We start from the raw sequence: 19,183 nt of genomic DNA, 5'->3' as shown, positions 1-19,183 counted from the left end.
GCCCCCGCTAGCTAGGCCTTCCTGGCCCAAGCGCTGCACCAGCCCTTGGCGCTGACCTGCTTGCCCGCAAACAAGGGGCAGTTGCCCTGCGCGTCCGTCGGCTTCGATTGCCACAGGGCGCAGCCATTGCACAGCTGGGCCTTGTCATGCTTCGGGTACTTCTTCGCATCGACCTTCGACGAATCGACGGCATAGCCCAGGGCCATGGCCTGCGGATTTTTTTCATCGAGCGTTGCCTGCGCCAGCGAGTTCGTCGCGGACGCGGACGCCCCCGCCGCGACGAGCGTGATCATGAAAGTACGGCGGCTGGTGTTCATCGTGGTTCCTTGTCGATGTGCGAAACGAAGACCGGGCTGTCCGATGCGGGGTTGAGCTCGTTCAGCCCGCCGAGCACCAGAGCGCCTGTCGCCAGCAAGGTGACGATGCTGAAGCCCAGGAGCTGGAGGGTCGCGTTCAACGTGATGTTCATGGCACAGCCTCGGAGTGGGGTCGTCGATCCGTCGCCGGGGAATTCCGGGACGGCGTTCGGTCGTTCATTGATTCTTGAACGCTCGCCCCCGTGAGACCTTGCGCAGGATCAATGCCGCTAGCGTTGCCCCCGTCTTCGCGCACCGGGATGCGGCGCAAGCCCCCCCGATGGCGCTCCCGCAATAGCCGAAGCCCGGCGCGCGACCTTGATCCAGCGCAAGGCCGCCGGCTGCGCGCACTTCTAGAGTGTTGCCGTTCGCAACCGCGATCCGCACTTCGGCGCCGCCATGGACGGGTCGCTCCTACCCAGGAGAAGAAAATGCAGCCGCACTACTGGACGCCCGACATCACCGTCCGCATTCCCTTCGGATCCACGGAGCTGCGGCGCACCGCCATGCTCCTGGCCGCCGGCGTCCCGCTGGACAGCAGCGGCGAGCCTGCCAGGGGCTTCCTGCATGAGCGCAAGCCCGTCAGGATCGGCGGCGACTCGATCTTCCGCTGGTTCGACACCGGCAGCGCGGGACTGGCACCGTCCACGGCAGCGCCCGAACGCATATCGGCTGCGCAGGGAGCCTGCTGAGGAGCCAGAGGTAAACACGCCGCCCCTGGCGCGCCTCGACGGATGGTGCTGCCGGCGTTCCGGCAGCCGTGGGCTCAATGCCCGCTCGCGCCATGCGCGCCGATGCCGGTCTCCGAGCGCACCTGCTGGGCGATGAAACCGCCGCGGTCGACCCGGGCGCGCGCGCTGCGGTCCAGCACCGAGAACAGCCAGATGCCCACGAACGCGATGCTCATCGAGAACAGGCATGGCGAGGTGTACGGAAACGGCGCCGAGCCCACGGGGTAGCCGAAGGTGGCCTCCCAGACGGAAGGCGAAAGCACCGTCAGCCCCACCGAGGACACCAGCCCGAGGAAGCCGCCGATCACCGCGCCGCGCGTGGTGCAGCCCTTCCAGAGCACCGACATGAAAAGCACCGGAAAGTTGGCCGAGGCGGCGATGGCGAAGGCCAGCGACACCATGAAGGCGATGTTCTGCTTCTCGAACACGATGCCCAGCAGCACGGCCAGCACGCCCAGCGCCAGCGTGGTGATCTTGGACACGCGCAACTCGGCCGCGCTGCCCGCGTCGCCCTTCTTGATGACGGTGGCATACAGGTCATGCGACACCGCCGAGGCGCCCGAGAGCGTGAGGCCCGCCACCACCGCCAGGATGGTGGCAAAGGCCACCGCCGAGATGAAGCCCAGGAACACATTGCCGCCCACCGCATTGGCCAGGTGGATCGCCGCCATGTTGCCGCCGCCCTGAAGCACGCCCTTGGCGTCGAGGAAGTCGGGGTTCGTCAGCACGAAGGTGATGGCGCCGAAGCCGATGATGAAGGTCAGCAGGTAGAAGTAGCCGATCCAGCCCGTGGCCCACATGACCGACTTGCGCGCCTCCCTGGCGCTGGGCACGGTGAAGAACCGCATCAGGATGTGCGGCAGGCCCGCCGTGCCGAACATCAGCGCCATGCCGAAGGAGATGGCCGAGATCGGGTCCTTCACGAAGTTGCCCGGACCCATGATCGACTGCCCGATGCTCGCGGCCACCTGCGCGGTCTTGCCGTCCTTGAGCGCCAGGTCGGTCTTGACCTTGACGGCGCCCGCGAACATCGCCTCGGGGCTGAAGCCGAAGTGCCACAGCACCGACAGGGCCATGAAGCTCGCGCCGCCCAGCAGCAGGCAGGCCTTGATGATCTGCACCCAGGTGGTGGCGGTCATGCCGCCGAAGAGCACGTAGACCATCATGAGCGAGCCCACGATGACCACGGCGATCCAGTACTCCAGGCCGAACAGCAGCTTGATCAGCTGCCCCGCCCCCACCATCTGCGCGATCAGGTAGAACGCCACCACCACCAGCGTGCCCGAGGCCGCGAAGATGCGCACCGGCGCCTGCTTGAAGCGAAAGGCCGCCACGTCGGCGAAGGTGAACTTGCCCAGGTTGCGCAGCCGCTCGGCCATGAGGAAGGTGATCACCGGCCATCCGACCAGAAAGCCGATGGAGTAGATCAACCCGTCGAAGCCGGTGGCCATCACCGCGGCCGAGATGCCCAGGAACGACGCCGCCGACATGTAGTCGCCGGCAATCGCCAGGCCGTTCTGGAAGCCGGTGATGCCGCCGCCGGCGGTGTAGAAGTCCGATGCCGAGCGGGTGCGCGCCGCGGCCCACTTGGTGATGAAGAGCGTGCCCACCACGAAGATCGAGAACATCCCGATCGCGGTCCAGTTGGTGGGCTGCCGCTGGAGCTGGCCCAGGTCCGCGCCCGCGGCGAGTGCCGCTGCCGAGGCAGCGCCCAGCGCGAGAAAGAGGAGCACGGATCGCATGCGAAGGAGACCGGCGTTCATGGCTTGACCGCCTTCTGAACGGCCTTCACCACGGCGTCGGAGAGCGTGTCGAACTCCGCGTTCGCGCGGCGCACGTAGTAGCCGGTGATGGCCACGGTGAAGACGATGACGCCGAAGCCCACCGGCATGCCCAGCGTCATGACGCCGTCGCCGATGCGCCGCGCCAGGAACTCCTTGTCGAAGGCCACCAGCAGCACGAAGCCGTAGTAGACGACGAGCATGAGCACCGCCAGCGTCCAGCCGAAGCGGTCGCGCCGGCGCCTGAGTTGCTTGTATTGCGGATGCGCGGCAATGCGCGCGACCAGATCGTCTTGCATGGGGTATTTCCTGGTGGATGTCGAACGGTGTCCACCGAATTAGGAACGGCACCTCCGCGCCGAAGCTTGCGCTGGCGCAATGTTTTCTTCATCGATGCCGGCAAGATCGCATCACCCCCACGAAAGACACGAGACATGAACGCACCCGATCTCCCGTCCCGCCTTGCGACCTACGCCCCGCCGCAAGCACTTGCCCGCACCGCCCACATCGCCGGCCGCGCCGCGTACGACGCCCTGGCGGCCGAAGCCGAGGCCGACCACGAGGGCTACTGGGCCCGCCTGGCGCGCGAATTCATCGGTTGGAAAACGCCGTTCACGAAGGTGCTCGACAGCAGCGACGCGCCCTACTACCGCTGGTTCGAGGACGGCACCCTCAACGTGTCGTGGAACTGCCTGGACCGCCAGGTGGCCGCCGGCAAGGGCGACAAGGTGGCGATCGTCTTCGAGTCGGACGACGGCAAGGTCACCCGCACCACCTACGCGCAGCTGCTCGCGCAGACCTGCCGCATGGCCAACGCGCTGAAGGCGCGCGGCGTGAAGAAGGGCGACCGCGTCGTCATCTACATGCCGATGTCGGTCGAAGGCGTGGTGGCCATGCAGGCCTGCGCGCGGCTGGGTGCGGTGCATTCGGTGGTGTTCGGCGGGTTCTCGGCGCACGCGCTGCGCGACCGCATCGCGGACACCGGCGCCCAGGTGGTCATCACCGCCGACCAGCAAGTGCGCGCGGGCAAGCAGTTGCCGCTCAAGGCGATGGTCGACGAGGCGCTGGCGCTCGGCGGCTGCGAGGCGGTGACCTCGGTGATCGTCTATCGCCGCACCGGTGCAGCCATTGCCTGGACGCCGCGCGACGTGTGGATGCACGAAGTCACCGAGGCGCAAGGCGACAGCTGCGAGCCCGAATGGGTGGGCGCCGAGCATCCGCTTTTCCTGCTCTACACCTCGGGCTCCACCGGCAAGCCCAAGGGCGTGCAGCACAGCAGCGGCGGCTACCTGCTGCATGCGGCGCTCACCACCCAGTGGACCTTCGACATGCACGACGACGATGTGTTCTGGTGCACGGCCGACATCGGCTGGGTCACCGGCCACACCTACATCGCCTACGGCCCGCTGGCCATCGGCGCGACCGAGGTGGTGTTCGAGGGCGTGCCCACCTTCCCCGATGCGGGGCGCTTCTGGCAGATGATCGAGCGGCACAAGGTCACGGTCTTCTACACCGCGCCCACCGCCATCCGCTCGCTCATCAAGGCCGCCGAATCCAACTCGGCCATCCACCCCGACCGCTACGACCTGCGCAGCCTGCGCGTGCTGGGCTCGGTCGGCGAGCCGATCAACCCGGCGGCGTGGGAGTGGTACCACAAGCATGTGGGCGGCGGCCGCTGCCCGGTGCTCGACACCTGGTGGCAGACCGAGACCGGCGGCCACATGATCACGCCGCTGCCGGGTGCCACCGATCTGGTGCCGGGCTCCTGCACCCTGCCCTTTCCCGGCATCGCCGCGGCCATCGTCGACGAGACCGGCAACGATGTGCCCAACGGCGAGAGCGGCCTCCTGGTCATCAAGAAGCCGTGGCCCAGCATGATCCGCGCAGTGTGGGGCGACGACGCGCGCTACCGCGCGAGCTACTACCCGCCGGAGCTGCGCGGCTACTACCTGGCCGGCGACGGCGCCGCGCGCGATGCGGCCACCGGCTACTTCACCATCGGCGGGCGCATCGACGACGTGCTGAACGTCAGCGGCCACCGCATGGGCACGATGGAAATCGAATCGGCGCTGGTGGCCTGCACCGCCCTGGTGGCCGAGGCCGCGGTGGTCGGCCGGCCCGACGAGACCACGGGCGAGGCGATCTGCGCCTTCGTGGTGCTCAAGCAGCCACGCCCCACAGGCGCGGAAGCCGACCGCCTGGCGGCTGAGCTTCGCGCCTGGATCGGCAAGGAAATCGGCCCCATCGCCAAGCCCCGGGAGATCCGCTTTGCCGACAACCTGCCCAAGACGCGCAGCGGCAAGATCATGCGTCGCCTGCTGCGTTCGGTGGCCAAGGACGAAGCGATCACGCAGGACGTCTCGACGCTGGAAAACCCCGCGATCCTCGATCAACTGACCGAGGCGCATTGAGCACTCATGAAATTACTTGTTGCGATCGACGGATCCAGGAACTCGCAGCGCGCCGTCAAGTACGCGATCAGGCTCGCGCATCTGCTGCGCACCGCGTCGAACAAGATCACGCTCATCAGCGTGCATGACGACACCGGCCTGCGCCATGCCAGGGCCTTCGTCGGCAAGGCGGAGGTCGCGGACTATCTGCGCGAGCTCAGCGAGAAGGAACTCAAACCTGCCAGAAAGCTGCTGAAGGCCGACGGCATCGGCTATGACATGGAGATCCGCACCGGCCACGTGGCGCAGGAGATCGTCGACTGCGCCAATCAAGGCAAGTTCGACATGATCGTTTTGGGCTCGAAGGGCCGCAGCGCCGTGGCGGATCTGCTGCTCGGCTCGGTAGCGCAACGCGTGCTCGCGAACGCGAAGCAGCCCGTCGTGATCGTCAAGTGAATACGGAGAAAAACCATGTCCTTCCTGTCGAACAACGTCGGAACCCTCGACCGCGCTTTGCGCATCGGCGGGGGTGTCTTGCTGATCGGGCTGGCCGCCATGGAGATCGTCGGTCCATGGGGCTACATCGGCGTGGTGCCGCTGCTGACAGGCGTGCTTGGCAGTTGCCCGGCCTACTCGCTGCTTGGCTTCAGCACCTGCGCGCGCAGGTGAGGCTGTAGATCGGATACGGCCTCCATGGTCGTATCGCGGGGCATCGTGTGCTGGTCATGGAGCGCGTTCTTGCAGCCACGCGCCGCCGCGACACTTCACAGGTCAACGCCTTGTTTGCACCACCGGCTTTCTGGACCTTGTCCTACACATCGGCGCCCGCAGAAGAATAGACCTGCAATCTGCACGCGCTCGAAACCAAAGGAACTCGTCCTGATGAAATCCAAGATTCTCAACAAGGGGCCCGAGCGAACCATCGCTCTGGTGTTCGAAAAGGGAGACGAGGTCGTCCCCATCCTCGAGCAATTCGCGAAGGAGCATGCGCTGTCGGCCAGCCGCTTCAGCGCAATCGGTGCGCTGCAGACAGCGGTGCTCGGCTACTTCGACTGGGAGCGAAAAGACTACGACCGCATCGCCGTCGACGAGCAGGTCGAGGTGCTCTCTCTCAACGGCGACATCGCGCTCGATGGCGATCAGCCGACGGTGCATGCGCATGTGGTCCTTGGGCGGCGCGACGGCAGCACGGTCGGCGGGCATCTGCTCCAGGCCACCGTGCGACCGACGCTCGAGGTGCTGCTGATCGAGTCACCGGGCTATCTGCGAAAGACCTGCAACCGCGAAACCGGATTGGCCCTGATCGACATCGACGCCTGAGCGGGCCGGAAAGGCAGCAGACAGCGACGTCGTGCGGAACCGGCAGCGTCAGTCGAGCGTCGCCAGATAGGCCACAATATCCCGCGCGTCCTGCTCGGTCACGCCCATCTCGGGCATGGCGGTGAGTGGATCGACGGTGCGCGTGTGGCGCAACCACCGCACCATGTTGTCCGGCGTGTTGGCGAGCTTGCCGCCGATCATCGCGCGCCTGGCCATGCCGTCCAGCGGCGGCCCGACGTTGGGAAAAGAACCCGTGGTGCCGGGAATCGTGTGGCACGCGTTGCAGGCGTATTGCGTGAGGGCGCGCTGGCCGCGGCGTACGCTGTCGTGTGCATCGCCGGCAGCGCGCGGCCCCGGTCCGCACGCCGGCCCGGTGGGAGCGCCCTGCCCCGATGGCACCATGGGCGCGCTCGCTTCCGCGTACTGCTCTGGCGTCATGTCGGGCAACCGTTCGACGAATGCGACCAGCGTCCACAGGTCTTCGTCGGACAGGCGGTACTCCCATGCGGGCATGCCGCTCATCTTGATGCCGTTCTTCGTCACCCAGTAGAGCTCGCGCGCATTCCAGCGCTGGCGTGCATCCACGAGCGGGCCGGGCAGCGGCTGCATGCTCTTGCCGATGTCGCCCTGGGCCACGCCCGGTGCGCCATGGCATTGCACGCACTTTTCGCGGTAGCAGGCGGCGCCGCGCACCACCATCCCGTCGTCGTCGAGCTTCGGTGGCTCGATGCCGCGCGCCCGCAGGCGAACCGACTGCCGCATCGCCGTCTCCAGCAGCGAGTACACCGGCTGCGTGTGCTGCACTGTTGCGGAGACGTTGTAGAGGCCGCCCCACACCATCCATGCCGCACCCGCGCCCGCAGCCAGGCCGAGCGCCGCGACGGTGAGAAGAATGGTCTTGGGCGTGCCCATTTGGCGGCATTGTCTGACGCGGACCAGCGCATCCGTGTCGGCGCAAGCCGCGTCCGCGCTCGCAGAATCTGAAGATGGCCTTCTACGCCGCCGCCGTCACCGGTGCCCCGCTCATGCATCGGGCGCTTCCGGTGTCTGCCGTGCTGTTGCTCGCAGCCTTCGCGAGCGGCTGCGAACTCACCGAGCGCGCGTTGCCGTACGGCGGCGCATCCTCGGCGCAACGCATCGCGGGCCAGCGGCTGCTCGGGCAATACCAGTGCGGAAGCTGCCATGCCATTCCCGGCGTGCCGATCGCACAGGGCGCGGCCGGCCCGCCGCTCACCGCTTTCGGGCGGCGCAGCTACATCGCCGGCCGCGTGCCGAACCGCCCGGACACGCTGGCCCACTGGATCGTTGCGCCCGCCTCGCTGGTGCCCGGCACCGTGATGCCTTCCATGGGCGTGTCTCCCGCCGACGCTCGCGACATGGCGGCCTACCTGCTGGCGCTCGAATGAGCAACTCGCCTTCGCAATCCGCACTCCAGGCCGCGGGGCCGGTCGCCGACACGCTGCTGGGCGTCACCGGCGTGCTCGTCGTGGGTGCGACGGTGATCTTCATTGGCGTGATGGCGCTGCTCGCGCTGGCGGCCCGCAGGCATGCCGGCACCTTGAACGCGCGCCTGTGGGTCATCGGCGGCGGGGTCGTCTTTCCGGTGGTGGTGCTGGTGGCGCTGTTTGCGTACAGCGAGTGGCACCGCCCGACATGGCGGGCCGTGCCGCCGAAGGATGCGCTCATCGTCGGCATCACCGCGCACATGTGGTGGTGGGAGGTGCGCTACCGCGACCCAGCCACGGGCGCCGAGATCGCCACTGCCAACGAGATCCGCATTCCCGTCGGGCGGCCGGTGTACTTTGGCCTCGGCAGCGCGGACGTGATCCACAGCTTCTGGGTGCCCGCGCTGGGCGGCAAGATGGACATGCTGCCCGGCCGCGTGCAGCACCTGCTGCTGCAGGCCGGCAGCCCCGGCACCTACCGCGGGCAGTGCGCCGAATACTGCGGCGAGCAGCATGCGCGCATGGCGCTGCATGTGGTGGCCGAAGAGCCCGCGGCCTTCGATGCATGGCTGGCCGCGCAGGCCAGGCCCGCGGCACCGCCGCCCTCCCCCGACATCGAACGCGGCCGCGAAGCCTTTCTCGCGAACCGCTGCAATGCCTGCCACACGGTGCGCGGCGTGAGCGAAGAGAGCCGACTCGGCCCCGACCTCACCCACATCGGAAGCCGCCTGTACCTGGGCGCGGGCACGGTGCCCAACACACCCGAACAGCTCGCCGCCTGGGTCGCCCACACGCAGCAGCTCAAGCCCGGCGCGCGCATGCCTTCGTCGAGCGGCCGCATCGACGCGGCGACCCTGCAGTCCATTGCCGCATGGCTAGTCCAACTGAAATGACCGATTCCACCGAACGCCCCGAAGGCGAACGCGAAGCGCTGGAACGCGCGTGGCGCGCGCCGCGCGGCTGGCGCCTGCTCTCGGCGGTCAACAACACGCACATCGGCGTCTTCTACATCGCGACGGCGATGCTCTTCTTCGTGCTGGCCGGCATCCTGGGGCTGATGATGCGTGCGCAGCTCGCGGTGCCGGGGAACGACCTCATCGGCGCGCAAACCTACAACCAGCTCTTCACGATGCACGGCACCGTGATGATGTTTCTCTTCGCGGTGCCCATCGTCGAGGCCATCGCGGTCTACCTGCTGCCGGGCATGCTGGGCGCGCGCGACCTGCCGTTTCCGCGTCTCTCGGCCTATGCGTTCTGGGCCTATGCGATCGGCGGCCTGGCCTTCTTCTGCACGATCTTCTTCGGCGAGTCGCCCGACGGCGGCTGGTTCATGTACCCGCCGCTCACGAGCAAGTAGTTCTCGCCGGGCCGGGGCGCGGACTGGTGGCTGCTGGGCATCGGCTTCATCGAGATCTCGGCCATCGCGGGGGCCATCGAGCTGATCATCGGCATCCTCTTCACGCGCGCGCCGGGCATGACGCTCATGCGCATGCCGGTGTTCGCGTGGGCGATGCTGGTGAGCGCGCTGATGATCGTGTTCGCGTTCCCGGCAGTGATCGCGGCCACCACGCTGCTGGAGATGGAGCGCGCCTTCGACTGGCCCTTCTTCATTCCCGCGCGCGGCGGCGATCCGGTGCTGTGGCAGCACCTGTTCTGGTTCTTCGGGCACCCGGAGGTCTACATCATCTTTTTGCCCGCCGCAGGCATGGTCTCGGTGATGGTGGCAACGCTCGCGCGCACGCCGCTCGTTGGCCACCGCGCGGTGGTGATGGCGCTCATCGGCGTGGGCGTGGTGAGCTTCCTGCTGTGGGCGCACCACATGTTCACCACGGGGCTGGGCAACGTCTCGATGCTGGTGGTGTCGGCGGCCAGCTTCATGGTGGCCATTCCGAGCGGCATGCAGGTGTTCGCGTGGATCGCCACCTTCTGGCGCGGCCGCGTCACGCTCGATGCGCCCACGCTGTTCCTGCTGGGCTTTCACTTCATCTTCGTGCTGGGCGGGCTCACCGGCGTGATGGTGGCGGTGCTGCCCTTCGACTGGCAGGCGCACGACAGCTACTTCATCGTGGCCCATCTGCATTACGTGCTGATCGGCGGCATGGTGTTCCCGGTGTTCGCGGGCTTCTACTACTGGGCACCGGTGTTCAACGGGCATCGCCTCTCGGAGCGCTGGGGCCGCTGGGTGTTCGGGCTGATGTTCGGCGGCTTCAATCTCACGTTCTTTCCGATGCACATCGCGGGGCTCATGGGCATGCCGCGCCGCATCTACACCTACCCGGACGACCTGGGCTGGAACGGGCTGAACATGGCCTCGACCGTGGGCGCCTTCGTGCTCGCGGCCGGCGTGCTGCTCTTCCTCATCGACGCGGTGCGCACCCTGCGCCGCCCCGACAAGGACCACGGCAACCCCTGGGGCGCGGGCACGCTCGAATGGCTGCCCGCGCGCGACTACGGCGTGCGCAGCATTCCCCAGGTCGATTCGCTCTACCCGCTGTGGCGCGAGCCCGACCTGCCGCAACAGGTCGAGGCCGGGCGGCACTGGCTGCCGGGCACCGTGTTCGGGGGACGCGAGACGCTGGTCACCAGCATGCGCGATGCGCGGCCGATGCACCTGCTGAGGCTGCCCACCGACGGCTGGTGGCCGGTGGTGGCGGCCGTGGGCACCGCGGGGTTCTTCCTGCTCCTGACCGCGTCGCAGGTGGTGCTCGCGTTCGCCTTCGGGCTGCTGGCCATCGTCGCCATCCTTCGCTGGCTGTGGGGCTCCGACCAACCGCCGCCGACGGCCACCGCCGACGTGGGACACGGCGTGCGGCTCCCGGTCGGCGCCACGGGGCGCGCCTCGCATTCGTGGTGGGCCGTGATCGTGCTGATCGCGGTGGACATGACGATCTTCGTGTCCTTCCTGTTCGCGCACATCCACCTGTCGATGGCGGCCGAGGTGTGCCCGCCGCCGGGCGCGGCGCTCCCGCCGCTGCGCTGGCCGCTTGCGTCGATGCTGCTGCTGCTGCTGGGCTCTGCCGGCATGGCGGTGGCGGTGCGGACGCTGAGACGGCCTCCGCCCGGCGGACGCGATTGCCACGGCGGCCAGCGTGTCGTGCGGCTGCTCGTGGCCTTTGCCATGCTTTGTGCGGCGTGCGCGCTGGCATTCGAATTCGCGGGCCACTGGAAGGCCGGCCTGGACCCGCGCGACCAGGCTTGGAGTGCAACGGTCGGCATGCTGCTCGGCTACCAGGCCTTTCACGTCGCCCTGCTGATGCTCATGGGCGGCTACGTGCTGGCGCGTTCATGGACCGGCAGGCTGCAGCCCACGGCACGCGCCACGCTCGATAACACCGCGCTCATGTGGCACTGCGTCACCGCGCAGGGCCTCATCGGCGCGCTCACGGTGCAGCTTGTACCGGTCGTGCTCGGCTGATCGAGAACCCCGCATCGCTCAACGCCCGTACTTCCGAACGCTCAACTCGCCGTCGCTTTCGAGCATTGCCAGGCGCACTTCGGACAGCTCGGCGATGCCCTTCTCCCTGAGCTTGGACATCAACTCATCCACCGTGATCAGCTCCCGCCGCAGCGTTCGATGAACGATGCGTCCGTGCTTCACCAAGGGCTGGGGTGGCGGTTCAAGAATGCGCCAGACGGTGGGCGAGCGATAGCTGGCCCAGTCGATGAGGTAGTTCCAGCCCACCAGCGTGCAGATCAGCACCACGCCGTCCGTGACCGTCCTGTATTCGCCCTGCATGGCGTTGCTGGAGGCATCCGCGACCAGCACCACGAAAAGCAGGTCTGCCACGCCCAGAGAACCTACATCGCGCCGCAACAGGAAGCGGAACACAAGCAACAAAAACCAGTAGATCAATGTGCCCCTGAGCACCATGTGCCAGGGATCCATCTCCATGCGAAAAAGCTCTGACAAGGAATCCATGGGCGACCTCCGCTTTCTTCTCTTCGCGAAGCTGCACACCTTGCGGCGCTCGCAGGGGGCTGGCTGTCGGCCGGCTTGACCCACTCAGGCAGGAATCCTTTGACGCGGGCTGCGCTGTCGGACGGCACCGCAAGATGCGCCCACGAAGCCCCGCCGCGACATCGCCGATGGAAAAATACGGCGCATGGCTTCCCGTCCTTCCAGTTCGTCCGGCATGCTCGCCCCCGAAAACGCAGCGGGCCACACCGCGCTGCTGATCATCGACATGATCAATTGCTGGGACTTTCCCGATGCCGACAAACTGCTGCCGCGCGCGGCGGCCATTGCACCCCGCATCGCCGCGCTCAAGGCCCGCTGCCGCAGCGCGAGCGTGCCCGTGATCTACGCCAACGACAACCGCGGCCGGTGGCGCTCGGACTTTCCGGCGCTGGTGGGCCTGTCGCTGGGCCAAGGCGGCGCGGGCGCGGCGATCACCAGCTCGCTGCAGCCCGATGCGGACGACTACTTCGTGCTGAAGCCCAAGCACTCTGCCTTTTTCGGCACGCCGCTCGACTTGCTGCTGCAGCACCTGGATGCGCGCCGCCTGATCCTTACCGGCGTGGCCAGCGACCAGTGCGTGCTGGCGACAGCGATGGAGGCGGTGATGCGCGACTACGCGGTCGTGATACCGCGCGATTGCGTGGCGTCGCAATCGGTGGCGCGGAACGACACCGTGCTGCGCCAGATCGAGCAGTTCCAGAAGCTGCCCACGACGCCCGGGTCTCGCATCCGGCTGGTTCCACGCCGGTCACGCGGCCTCAAATGAACGGCACACCGCCCGTCACCGGAATGGTCGCGCCCGAGATGTAGCTCGCCTGATCGGACGCGAGCAGCACATACACCGCCTGCAGCTCTGCCGGCTGGCCGGGCCGCTTCATGGGCGTCTGCGTGCCGAACTCCTTGACCTTTTCCGGCGGCATGGTCGAGGGAATCAGCGGCGTCCAGAACGGCCCCGGCGCCACGCAGTTCACGCGGATGCGCTTGTCCGCCAGCAACTGCGCCATGCCGCCCGACATGTTCTGGATGGCGCCCTTGGTCGCCGCGTAGGCGACGAGCGTGGCATTGGGCTTGTCCGCGTTGACCGACGCGGTGCTGATGATCGCGCTGCCCGGCTGCATGTGCGCCGATGCCGCCTTGCAGAGGAAGAAGTTGGCGTAGACGTTGGTGCGGAAGGTGCGGTCGAACTCCTCGGCAGTGATCTCGCCCAGGTCCTTGTGGGACATCTGGAAGGCGGCGTTGTTCACCAGCACGTCGAGCTTGCCGAAGCGCTCGATCGCGGTGGCCACGAGGCGGTTGCACTGCGCTTCTTCGCAAATGTCGCCGGGCACCGCGACGCACACGCGCCCTTCCGCCTCGACGAGCTGCTTGCAGACTTGCGCGTCCGACTCTTCTTCCGGCAGGTAGGAGATGAGGATGTCCGCCCCCTCTCGCGCGAAGGCGAGCGCCACAGCCCGCCCGATGCCGCTGTCGCCGCCGGTGATGAGCGCGGCCTTGCCCTTGAGCTTGCCGGTGCCGACATAGGAGGACTCGCCGAAATCCGGGCGGGGGTTCATCTCCGACTCCAGGCCGGGTGGCGATTGTTCGGGCGTATCGAATGGCGGCCGGGGGCCTGCGTGCAGGGGCTCTGTCATGGTGCGCTCCGTTTCAGTGGTCGATTTCTATAACAAGTCGAACGTTGAAAACTACGCACCGAGCGGCATGCTTCAGTCGGACAAATGCCCGACTGTCCGCGAGGTTCGACGAAACGCCGAAAGCGCCGGATGTCAAAAACGACAAAGGGGTTAGCAACTATTACGCTGCTAACCCCTGTCAATCATTGGTCGGTGTGAAAGGATTCGAACCTTCGACCCCTTGCACCCCATGCAAGTGCGCTACCAGGCTGCGCCACACACCGAAGCCCGCAATTATAGCCGGCGGAAATCAGTGTCCGACGGTCAGCAGCTCACGAATTTCAAAGAGTTCGCGCCGAAGGTGCAACAACTGCGACAGATCGACGGTGCGCGGCGCACCCTGGTCGGGGTTGTCGTGCAAAGCGGCTTCGAATTCTTCCTGGTCGATCTCGATCGCTTCCATGCCTTCGAGCGGCACTTCGCCCGCCTTGCGGCGATCGCGCTCGCCCTGCGCCAATTCCTGAAGCTTGTTGCGTGCGCCGCTGATCGTGAAACCCTGGTCATAGAGCAGGTCGCGGATGCGGCGGATCATGAGCACTTCGTGGTGCTGGTAGTAGCGACGGTTGCCGCGACGCTTCATCGGCCGCAACTGCGTGAACTCCTGCTCCCAGTAGCGCAGCACATGCGGCTTGACGCCGCAGAGTTCGCCGACCTCACCGATGGTGAAGTAGCGTTTGACGGGAATCGGCGGGAGCGCTTTCTCCATTATTTCCATTGAAATCAATACGGTGCGCGGCAAACCTGAGAGATTACTCTACGCAACCGCCGAGCACCAAGCACTATTCGGCGCCCAGGCTCCACTCGACTTCCGAAGGGCCACCCTGCTGCTCGATGCTTCCATGGATCTGCTCCTTGAGCTTGGCGCTCGCATGGAAGGTGGCAACGCGGCGCTCGCCGATCGGAATGGCTTCGCCGGTGCGCGGATTGCGACCGGGCCGCGGCGCCTTCACGCGGATCTGGAAGTTGCCAAAGCCCGAGATCTTCACGTCGGTGCCTTCGATCAGGCTGCCGGCCACGAGCTCGAAGAAGGCCTCGACCATGTCCTTGGACTCGCGCTTGTTCAAGCCGATCTGCTCGAACAGCAGGTCGGCCAGATGCGCCTTGGTAAGCGCCGGCGTTTCGAGGGCTTCGAGCGTGAATTCGGCGGCGTTCATCTTCATCCCCTCAAGCGGCCGCCCAGCTTGGCGCCCAATTGTTCGACGATTGCGCGGACCGCAGGCTCGACCTGCTCGTCCGTCAGGGTGGCGCTGTCGCTCTGGAAGCTCAAGCGAACCGCCATGCTCTTCTCGCCCTGCGCCAATGCGCCGGGTGCCGCGACGGCGCCATCGCGCAGTGGCTGCGGACGGTAGATGTCGAACAGCGCCGCGTCGCGCAGCAGGCCCTGCGCCGGCACGACGGCGCGAATGGTCTGCATCAACGCATCGTGCGTGACGGCCTCGGGGACCACGATGGCGATGTCGCGCTCCACCGCCTGGTGCTTGGGCACCGGTTGTGCCACAGGCACCGGGCGTGCGGCAACGGCGTCCAGGTCGAGTTCGAACAGCACCGGCGCCTGCGCGAAGTCCCACTTCTGGCGCCAGCGCGGATGCAGTTCGCCGACGAAGCCAATGCGCTTGCCGTCGATGAGGACACAAGCCGAGCGGCCCGGGTGCAGCGCAGGATGCTCGGCCGGCTCGAAGCTCGGCACCAGCGGTGCGAGCAGCGCTTCGACGTCGCCCTTGGCGTCGTAGAAATCCACGCGTTGGCCCTTGCCGTCCCAGCGCGACTCGCCGGCATCGCCCCATGCGAGGCCCGCCACGCGCATCGGCTGGTTGACGCCGCGCACGGTGCTGTCGGTGGTGACGACGCTGTCGTCGCGCATGAACACGCGGCCCAGTTCGAACACGCGCACACGCGGCGCCTTGCGATCGAGATTGAACTTGAGCACCTGCAGCAGCGAGCCGATGAGCGATGAGCGCATCACGCTCATCTGGCTGGCGATGGGGTTCAGCAGCTTGACCGGGTTGGCGTTGCCGGCGAGGTCCTGCTCCCAGTGCGCTTCGACAAAGCTGAAGTTGATGGTTTCCTGATAGCCCAGTGCCGCGATGCTGCGGCGCACGGCAAATCGGCTGCGCTGCGCTTCAGGCCGCACGCGGGCGGTGATGGGCGCAAGCGGCGCGGTGGTCGGCAGGTTGTTGAAGCCGATCAGGCGCGCGACTTCCTCGATCAGGTCTTCCTCGATCAGCAGGTCGAAGCGGTGCGGCGGCGGGGTCACGGTCAACGTGCCTTCGCCTTCGGTGATGTCGAAGCCGAGACGGCTCAGCGCATCGGCGCATTGCGCCTGCGTCAGCGGCATGCCGATCACGCGTGCGGCGCGCGCCACGCGCAGCGTGACAGGCACGGCCGCGGGCACATTGAGCGTCTGGTCGTCCATCTTGCCGGCTTCACCGCCGCAGATGTCGATGACGAGCTGCGTGATGCGCTCGATGATCTCAACGCTGCGGCTTGGATCGACACCGCGCTCGTAGCGATGGCCTGCGTCGGTCGAGAAGTTGAAGCGGCGCGAACGGCCCTGCACGGCTTCGGGCCACCAGAACGCCGCCTCGACGTAGATGTTGCGGGTGTCGTCGGACACCGAGGTGGCATCGCCGCCCATGATGCCGGCGAGCGATTCGACTTCGCGGTCGTCGGCGATCACGCCCACCTTGTCGTCGACGGTGATGGTCGTGCCATTCAGCAGCTTGAGCTGCTCGCCGGCCTTGCCCCAGCGCACCGTGAGGCCCCCATGGATCTTGTCGAGGTCGAAGATGTGGCTGGGCTGGCCGTACTCGAACATCACGTAGTTCGAGATGTCCACCAGCGGCGTCACGCTGCGCTGGCCACAACGCGCGAGGCGCTCCACCATCCAGGCCGGCGTGGCGACCTGGGTGTTCACGCCGCGCACGATGCGGCCCGAGAAGCGGCCACAGAGCTCGGGCGCTTCGACCTTGACCGGCAGCACGTCGTTGAACGACGTGGCCACGGGCGCGATGGCCGGCGTCTTGAGCGGCGCGCCGGTCAGCGCCGCGAGTTCGCGCGCAACGCCGTACACGCTGAGGCCGTGCGCGAGGTTGGGCGTGAGCTTGAGCGTGAGCAGCGCTTCGTCGAGCTTGAGCACATCGCGCACGTCGGCGCCGATGGGCGCGTCGGCGTCGAGTTCGAGCAGGCCGCCGTGGTCTTCGCTCAGCTTCAGTTCACTGCCCGAGCACAGCATGCCCTGGCTCTCGACGCCGCGCAGCTTGCCCAGCTTGATGAGGAAGGGCTTGCCGTCTTCACCCGGCGGCAACTCTGCGCCAACGAGTGCGCACGGCACCTTGATGCCGACGCGCGCGTTGGGTGCGCCGCACACGATGTTGAGCAGCTCGCCCTGGCCCGCATCGACCTGGCACACGCGCAGGCGATCGGCGTTGGGGTGCTGCACCGCTTCCTTGATCTCACCGACCACGATGCGCGTGAAAGGCGGCGCCACCGGGCGGCGCTCTTCGACCTCGAAGCCGCCCATGGTGAGCGTTTCGGCCAGTGCGGCACTGTCGAGGGGCGGGTTGCAGAACTCGCGCAGCCAGGATTCCGGGAATTGCATCTCTTCGATCTCGATCTGGTTTTTTTATGGATGGGTGCTTACTGGAACTGCGAGAGAAAACGCAGGTCGCCGTCGAAGAAGAGGCGCAGGTCGTTCACGCCGTAGCGCAGCATCGTGAGCCGGTCGGGGCCCATGCCGAAGGCGAAGCCGATGTAGCGCTCGGGGTCCAGCCCCATGTTGCGAACGACGTTCGGATGCACCTGGCCCGAGCCCGCGACCTCGAGCCAGCGACCGGCCAGCGGACCGCTGGCGAACTGGATGTCGATCTCGGCGCTGGGCTCGGTGAACGGGAAGAAGCTGGGTCGGAAGCGCAGCACGAGGTCGTCGCGCTCGAAGAAGGTACGGCAGAAGTCGGTGAAGACCACCTTCAGGTCCTTGAAGCTCACGTTCTCGCCGAGCCACAGGCCTTCGCACTGGTGGAACATGGGCGAGTGGGTGGCGTCGCTGTCGACGCGGTAGGTGCGGCCGGGCGCGATCACGCGGATCTCGGGCGCCTTGGCGGTGCCGGTGGTGTCGGCGGCAGCAGCTGCGAATTCGGCCGCGTGCTTCTTGATGTGCTGATGCGCATAGCGCACCTGCATCGGGCTGGTGTGCGGACGCAGGTTGTAGGGAATGCCGTCTTCGCCGTGGATGTCGACGTAGAAGGTGTCCTGCATCGAACGCGCAGGATGGTTCGGCGGGTTGTTGAGCGAGGTGAAGCTGTGCCAGTCGCTCTCGATCTCGGGGCCGTCGGCCACGTCGAAGCCCATGCTCGAGAAGATCTCTTCGATGCGCTCCAGGGTGCGGCTCACGGGGTGCAGCCCGCCTGAGGCATGGCGACGGCCGGGCAGGCTCACGTCGAGCGCTTCGGCGCGCAGTTGGAGGGAGAGTTCTTCGTCGGCCAGTTGCTGGCGGCGATCGGTCAATGCGGACTCGATGGCCTGCTTGGCCACGTTGATTGCGGCGCCGCGGGACTTTTTCTCTTCGACGCTCAGCGCGGCCATGCCCTTCATCAACTCGGTGATGCGGCCCGACTTGCCGAGGAACTGGGCCTTGGCGTTTTCGAGCTCGGCGGGCGTTTTCGCTTCGGCGAAGGCGGCGCGTGCGGTGGCTGCAAGGGAGTCCAACTCGTTCATGGCAACAAAAATCTTCGAGGGGAAATAAAAAAGAGCTGGAGCCTTTTCAAGCGCCAGCCCTTGAGCCGTGGGCGCAGGAAGCTGCCCGGAGGCAGCACCCCTGCTGTGCAGAATCAAGCAGCCAGCTTGGCCTTGACCTGCTCCACGATGCCGGCAAAAGCGGCCTTGTCGTGCACGGCGATGTCCGCAAGCATCTTGCGGTCGATCTCGATACCGGCCTTGCGGATGCCGTTGGCGAACTGGCTGTAGGTCAGGCCCAGTTCACGCGAGGCGGCGTTGATACGCGCAATCCACAGCTGACGGAACACGCGCTTCTTGGTACGGCGGTCACGGTAGGCGTATTGGCCCGCCTTCATCACCGCCTGTTTGGCGACGCGGAAGACATTGCCGCGGCGACCGCGGAAACCCTTGGCGAGTGCGAGAACTTTCTTGTGGCGGGCGCGAGCCGTTACACCACGTTTGACGCGAGGCATGTGTGTACTCCTTGTTCGTCTGAGTTAAATGCCACGGCCGGGCAGCATGGCGGCGACAGAAACCATGTTGGTCTCATGCACTGCGACTGCACCACGGAGGTGACGCTTGTTCTTGGTGGTCTTCTTCGTCAAGATGTGACGCTTGAAGGCTTGACCGCGCTTGACGGTGCCACCGGGACGAACGCGGAAACGTTTTTTCGCGCTGCTCTTGGTCTTCATTTTGGGCATGTGAATGCTCCTTTAGTTTGTGCTCGTGAGGCGCCGCGGATACTCCACGGACTTGTTGGCCCCGAGACACTTCTTATCTCGCCCCTGCCTGCGCTTCTTTCAAAGCGCCGGCAACGGC

At 66.7% G+C, this 19,183-nt stretch carries 21 protein-coding genes, 1 tRNA gene and 1 pseudogene; 9 read left to right on the top strand and 14 right to left on the bottom strand.

The features are described from left to right. Positions 1-11 precede the first annotated feature (11 nt). On the bottom strand, positions 12-317 hold the full coding sequence (locus tag ABIC90_RS01965; protein WP_354352344.1) for a high-potential iron-sulfur protein: 306 nt from the start codon (positions 315-317) through the stop codon (positions 12-14). Continuing rightward, positions 314-469 (bottom strand): hypothetical protein, encoded by a 156-nt coding sequence (locus ABIC90_RS01960; protein ID WP_354352343.1) that lies wholly within the window; start codon positions 467-469, stop codon positions 314-316. The genes ABIC90_RS01965 and ABIC90_RS01960 overlap by 4 nt, the downstream gene beginning before the upstream one ends. 318 nt (positions 470-787) lie before the next feature. Between ABIC90_RS01960 and ABIC90_RS01955 the strand changes: the two genes are divergently transcribed. Further along, the gene (locus tag ABIC90_RS01955; RefSeq protein WP_354352342.1) at positions 788-1,048 is read left to right on the top strand and encodes a hypothetical protein; all 261 of its coding nucleotides are present in this window, start codon (positions 788-790) and stop codon (positions 1,046-1,048) included. A 74-nt stretch (positions 1,049-1,122) separates the two neighbouring features. On the opposite strand, the gene ABIC90_RS01950 is transcribed toward ABIC90_RS01955, so the two are convergent. Then, positions 1,123-2,829 (bottom strand): cation acetate symporter, encoded by a 1,707-nt coding sequence (locus tag ABIC90_RS01950; RefSeq protein ID WP_354352341.1) that lies wholly within the window; start codon positions 2,827-2,829, stop codon positions 1,123-1,125. A gap of 17 nt (positions 2,830-2,846) precedes the next feature. Beyond that, positions 2,847-3,167, bottom strand: coding sequence for a DUF485 domain-containing protein (locus ABIC90_RS01945; protein ID WP_354352340.1), 321 nt, complete (start codon positions 3,165-3,167; stop codon positions 2,847-2,849). Positions 3,168-3,302: 135 nt separating this feature from the next. Here ABIC90_RS01945 and acs point away from each other — a divergent pair, with 135 nt between their 5' ends. The 4 genes from acs (at position 3,303) to ABIC90_RS01925 (ending at position 6,578) form a co-directional block, all read left to right on the top strand. Beyond that, positions 3,303-5,279, top strand: coding sequence for an acetate--CoA ligase (gene acs, locus ABIC90_RS01940; RefSeq protein WP_354352339.1), 1,977 nt, complete (start codon positions 3,303-3,305; stop codon positions 5,277-5,279). A 6-nt stretch (positions 5,280-5,285) separates the two neighbouring features. Then, a complete protein-coding gene (locus ABIC90_RS01935; protein WP_354352338.1) occupies positions 5,286-5,714 on the top strand; it encodes a universal stress protein in 429 nt (142 codons plus the stop codon). 15 nt (positions 5,715-5,729) lie between these two features. Then, a complete protein-coding gene (locus ABIC90_RS01930) occupies positions 5,730-5,927 on the top strand; it encodes a YgaP family membrane protein (RefSeq protein ID WP_436318159.1) in 198 nt (65 codons plus the stop codon). A 213-nt stretch (positions 5,928-6,140) separates the two neighbouring features. After that, positions 6,141-6,578: a PPC domain-containing DNA-binding protein gene (locus ABIC90_RS01925; RefSeq protein ID WP_354352337.1), complete on the top strand. Its 438-nt coding sequence runs from the start codon at positions 6,141-6,143 to the stop codon at positions 6,576-6,578. A 48-nt stretch (positions 6,579-6,626) separates the two neighbouring features. Here ABIC90_RS01925 and ABIC90_RS01920 read toward each other — a convergent pair whose 3' ends face one another. Continuing rightward, on the bottom strand, positions 6,627-7,490 hold the full coding sequence (locus tag ABIC90_RS01920) for a c-type cytochrome (RefSeq protein ID WP_354352336.1): 864 nt from the start codon (positions 7,488-7,490) through the stop codon (positions 6,627-6,629). 74 nt (positions 7,491-7,564) lie between these two features. On the opposite strand from ABIC90_RS01920, the gene ABIC90_RS01915 reads away from it, so the two are divergent. The 3 genes and pseudogenes from ABIC90_RS01915 to ctaD all read left to right on the top strand — a co-directional run bounded on the left by ABIC90_RS01915 (position 7,565) and on the right by ctaD (position 11,438). Then, a complete protein-coding gene (locus ABIC90_RS01915) occupies positions 7,565-7,984 on the top strand; it encodes a c-type cytochrome (protein ID WP_354352335.1) in 420 nt (139 codons plus the stop codon). Next, positions 7,981-8,916 carry a cytochrome c oxidase subunit II gene (locus tag ABIC90_RS01910; RefSeq protein WP_354352334.1) on the top strand — a complete coding sequence of 312 codons (936 nt, stop codon included), beginning with the start codon at positions 7,981-7,983 and terminating at the stop codon, positions 8,914-8,916. Before ABIC90_RS01915 ends, ABIC90_RS01910 begins: the two co-directional genes overlap by 4 nt. Then, positions 8,895-11,438: pseudogene (gene ctaD, locus ABIC90_RS01905) on the top strand (cytochrome c oxidase subunit I). Before ABIC90_RS01910 ends, ctaD begins: the two are co-directional and overlap by 22 nt. A gap of 18 nt (positions 11,439-11,456) precedes the next feature. On the opposite strand, the gene ABIC90_RS01900 reads toward ctaD, so the two are convergent. Further along, a complete protein-coding gene (locus ABIC90_RS01900; RefSeq protein ID WP_354352333.1) occupies positions 11,457-11,942 on the bottom strand; it encodes a DUF421 domain-containing protein in 486 nt (161 codons plus the stop codon). 184 nt (positions 11,943-12,126) lie between these two features. On the opposite strand from ABIC90_RS01900, the gene ABIC90_RS01895 reads away from it, so the two are divergent. Continuing rightward, positions 12,127-12,747, top strand: a complete 621-nt coding sequence (locus tag ABIC90_RS01895) for a cysteine hydrolase family protein (RefSeq protein ID WP_354352332.1) — start codon at positions 12,127-12,129, stop codon at positions 12,745-12,747. Here the strand turns inward: ABIC90_RS01895 and ABIC90_RS01890 are convergent. From ABIC90_RS01890 to rpmI, 8 genes are all read right to left on the bottom strand, one after another. Then, positions 12,740-13,612, bottom strand: a complete 873-nt coding sequence (locus ABIC90_RS01890; RefSeq protein WP_354352331.1) for a glucose 1-dehydrogenase — start codon at positions 13,610-13,612, stop codon at positions 12,740-12,742. The genes ABIC90_RS01895 and ABIC90_RS01890 overlap by 8 nt on opposite strands. 186 nt (positions 13,613-13,798) lie before the next feature. Beyond that, positions 13,799-13,875, bottom strand: a tRNA-Pro gene (locus ABIC90_RS01885). A 26-nt stretch (positions 13,876-13,901) separates the two neighbouring features. Next, on the bottom strand, positions 13,902-14,357 hold the full coding sequence (locus tag ABIC90_RS01880; protein WP_354352609.1) for a MerR family transcriptional regulator: 456 nt from the start codon (positions 14,355-14,357) through the stop codon (positions 13,902-13,904). A 73-nt stretch (positions 14,358-14,430) separates the two neighbouring features. Continuing rightward, a complete protein-coding gene (locus ABIC90_RS01875) occupies positions 14,431-14,805 on the bottom strand; it encodes an integration host factor subunit alpha (RefSeq protein WP_354352330.1) in 375 nt (124 codons plus the stop codon). A gap of 2 nt (positions 14,806-14,807) precedes the next feature. Next, complete coding sequence (gene pheT, locus ABIC90_RS01870; RefSeq protein ID WP_354352329.1) at positions 14,808-17,249, bottom strand: phenylalanine--tRNA ligase subunit beta; 2,442 nt, start codon at positions 17,247-17,249, stop codon at positions 14,808-14,810. A 38-nt stretch (positions 17,250-17,287) separates the two neighbouring features. Continuing rightward, positions 17,288-18,364: a phenylalanine--tRNA ligase subunit alpha gene (gene pheS / locus ABIC90_RS01865; protein ID WP_354352328.1), complete on the bottom strand. Its 1,077-nt coding sequence runs from the start codon at positions 18,362-18,364 to the stop codon at positions 17,288-17,290. A gap of 113 nt (positions 18,365-18,477) precedes the next feature. Beyond that, entirely contained in the window at positions 18,478-18,837 is a 360-nt protein-coding gene (gene rplT / locus ABIC90_RS01860) for a 50S ribosomal protein L20 (protein WP_007832499.1), read from the bottom strand. Between the two features lie 24 nt (positions 18,838-18,861). Further along, complete coding sequence (rpmI, locus tag ABIC90_RS01855) at positions 18,862-19,065, bottom strand: 50S ribosomal protein L35 (RefSeq protein ID WP_007832497.1); 204 nt, start codon at positions 19,063-19,065, stop codon at positions 18,862-18,864. Positions 19,066-19,183: the final 118 nt, after the last annotated feature.

It is taken from the genome of Variovorax boronicumulans, assembly GCF_040544675.1.
GTDB classification, from domain to species: Bacteria; Pseudomonadota; Gammaproteobacteria; order Burkholderiales; family Burkholderiaceae_C; genus Variovorax; species Variovorax boronicumulans_D.
Note: the sequence above shows the minus strand (reverse complement) of the source record. Positions and strands in the feature narration are given on the sequence as shown.

Bases quoted from the DNA above. Each gene is read 5' to 3' on its own strand.
- ABIC90_RS01920 (WP_354352336.1), bottom strand. From the start codon at position 7,490: ATGGGCACGCCCAAGACCATTCTTCTCACCGTCGCGGCGCTCGGCCTG.
- acs (WP_354352339.1), top strand. From the start codon at position 3,303: ATGAACGCACCCGATCTCCCGTCCCGCCTTGCGACCTACGCCCCGCCG.
- pheS (WP_354352328.1), bottom strand. From the start codon at position 18,364: ATGAACGAGTTGGACTCCCTTGCAGCCACCGCACGCGCCGCCTTCGCC.
- ABIC90_RS01915 (WP_354352335.1), top strand. From the start codon at position 7,565: ATGGCCTTCTACGCCGCCGCCGTCACCGGTGCCCCGCTCATGCATCGG.
- ABIC90_RS01880 (WP_354352609.1), bottom strand. From the start codon at position 14,357: ATGGAGAAAGCGCTCCCGCCGATTCCCGTCAAACGCTACTTCACCATC.
- ABIC90_RS01945 (WP_354352340.1), bottom strand. From the start codon at position 3,167: ATGCAAGACGATCTGGTCGCGCGCATTGCCGCGCATCCGCAATACAAG.
- rplT (WP_007832499.1), bottom strand. From the start codon at position 18,837: ATGCCTCGCGTCAAACGTGGTGTAACGGCTCGCGCCCGCCACAAGAAA.
- ABIC90_RS01910 (WP_354352334.1), top strand. From the start codon at position 7,981: ATGAGCAACTCGCCTTCGCAATCCGCACTCCAGGCCGCGGGGCCGGTC.
- ABIC90_RS01965 (WP_354352344.1), bottom strand. From the start codon at position 317: ATGAACACCAGCCGCCGTACTTTCATGATCACGCTCGTCGCGGCGGGG.
- ABIC90_RS01890 (WP_354352331.1), bottom strand. From the start codon at position 13,612: ATGACAGAGCCCCTGCACGCAGGCCCCCGGCCGCCATTCGATACGCCC.
- ABIC90_RS01960 (WP_354352343.1), bottom strand. From the start codon at position 469: ATGAACATCACGTTGAACGCGACCCTCCAGCTCCTGGGCTTCAGCATC.
- ABIC90_RS01930 (WP_436318159.1), top strand. From the start codon at position 5,730: ATGTCCTTCCTGTCGAACAACGTCGGAACCCTCGACCGCGCTTTGCGC.
- ABIC90_RS01900 (WP_354352333.1), bottom strand. From the start codon at position 11,942: ATGGATTCCTTGTCAGAGCTTTTTCGCATGGAGATGGATCCCTGGCAC.
- ABIC90_RS01935 (WP_354352338.1), top strand. From the start codon at position 5,286: ATGAAATTACTTGTTGCGATCGACGGATCCAGGAACTCGCAGCGCGCC.
- pheT (WP_354352329.1), bottom strand. From the start codon at position 17,249: ATGCAATTCCCGGAATCCTGGCTGCGCGAGTTCTGCAACCCGCCCCTC.
- ABIC90_RS01875 (WP_354352330.1), bottom strand. From the start codon at position 14,805: ATGAACGCCGCCGAATTCACGCTCGAAGCCCTCGAAACGCCGGCGCTT.
- ABIC90_RS01895 (WP_354352332.1), top strand. From the start codon at position 12,127: ATGGCTTCCCGTCCTTCCAGTTCGTCCGGCATGCTCGCCCCCGAAAAC.
- ABIC90_RS01950 (WP_354352341.1), bottom strand. From the start codon at position 2,829: ATGCGATCCGTGCTCCTCTTTCTCGCGCTGGGCGCTGCCTCGGCAGCG.
- ABIC90_RS01955 (WP_354352342.1), top strand. From the start codon at position 788: ATGCAGCCGCACTACTGGACGCCCGACATCACCGTCCGCATTCCCTTC.
- rpmI (WP_007832497.1), bottom strand. From the start codon at position 19,065: ATGCCCAAAATGAAGACCAAGAGCAGCGCGAAAAAACGTTTCCGCGTT.
- ABIC90_RS01925 (WP_354352337.1), top strand. From the start codon at position 6,141: ATGAAATCCAAGATTCTCAACAAGGGGCCCGAGCGAACCATCGCTCTG.